Origin of the sequence: Mesorhizobium sp. M5C.F.Ca.IN.020.32.2.1 (assembly GCF_004023105.1) — a bacterium.
GTDB lineage: Bacteria > Pseudomonadota > Alphaproteobacteria > Rhizobiales > Rhizobiaceae > Mesorhizobium > Mesorhizobium wenxiniae.
Genome location: NZ_RZSX01001258.1, coordinates 1 through 1,302 on the forward strand (window position 1 = coordinate 1; position 1,302 = coordinate 1,302).

Below are 1,302 nucleotides of genomic sequence, written 5' to 3' on the forward strand. Positions count from 1 at the left end.
CGTTCACGGCGCTGATCGACGGGCGGACAATCCTCGACCTGACGGAGGGTCTGCAGCTTCGCCGCAGCCGCGTCATGGGCGCGTGGCGCATCGAACTGTCGGGGTTCACCGACACGATGCGCCAGCGCCTCACCGCCTACGGCCTCTTCCACGAAATCATTTCGTGGAAGCTCAGGATGTTCGTGCCGGCCGATACCAGCGGCCTCACGGTGCTCGAGCGCTTGCTCGACCGCTTCCCGATCGAACGCGTCAGCGAGCGGGAGGCTGCATGATGCCTCGTCACGATGCTTCCGACCTCGCCCTTCGTCTCGGCGAACATGCCGAGGCGGTATGCCGCCACTACCTGTCCAACGGACGCCGCTCCGGCAACTATTGGACGGTCGGCGATGTCCGCAACGCTCCTGGCCGCTCGATGTTCGTGCGGCTCAGGAATTCTCCAAAGGGGCCACCCGGCAAGTGGACCGACGCCGCGACGGGGCAGCACGGCGACCTGCTCGATGTCATCCGCGAGTCCCTCGGCCTTGTCGAGTTCAAGGACGTCGCCGACGAGGCCCGCGCCTTCCTCGCCATGCCGTTGCCGGAACCCGACCCACGACTGTCACTCGCCAAATCGGTTCCGGTTCCAACCGGATCGCCGGAGGCCTCCCGACGGCTCTTCGCCATGTCGCAACCGATCCTCGGCACCATCGTGGAAACGTATCTGCGTGGACGCGGCATTACGACTTTGCACGGAACCGGATCGCTACGGTTTCATCCGCGCTGCTACTACCGGCCCGACGATGATGGACCGACCGAGACTTGGCCGGCGATGATAGCAGCGGTCACCGATCTCGACGGGCGGTTGACCGGCGCACATCGCACCTGGCTCGCGCCTGACGGCACCGGCAAGGCACCCATCGACACGCCACGCCGCGCCATGGGTGACCTCCTCGGACACGCGGTCCGGTTCGGTGTGCCCGGAAGCGTCATGGCGGCCGGCGAAGGCATCGAGACGACGCTCTCGCTCAGATGCGCCATGCCCGACATGGCGATGGCGGCAGCGCTCTCGGCGGCTCATCTCGCCGCCATCCTCTTCCCGCCGACCCTCAACCGGCTCTATGTCATTCGCGACAACGATCCGGCCGGTGACGGTGCCCGCGACACATTGATCGAGCGGGCAACGGAGGCGGGGATCGAGGCGATTGTGCTGTCGCCGGCAACGGAAGACTTCAATGAAGACCTCTGCCATTTCGGACTTGCGACCGTCAGCGCGTCGATAGCGGACCAGCTTAGGCGCAGGGATCGCATCCGCTATCTGAAGCG

General features: G+C 65.8%; 2 protein-coding genes. Both read left to right on the forward strand.

Features of this window, described 5'->3' with window-relative positions; all coding sequences use genetic code 11:
• The coding region (locus tag EOA86_RS34955; protein ID WP_164892340.1) for a hypothetical protein at positions 1-272 on the forward strand (272 nt) is incomplete at its 5' end.
• Positions 272-1,302: toprim domain-containing protein (locus EOA86_RS34960; protein WP_128345654.1), on the forward strand; the 1,031-nt coding region annotated here is incomplete at its 3' end. The genes EOA86_RS34955 and EOA86_RS34960, both read left to right, overlap by 1 nt.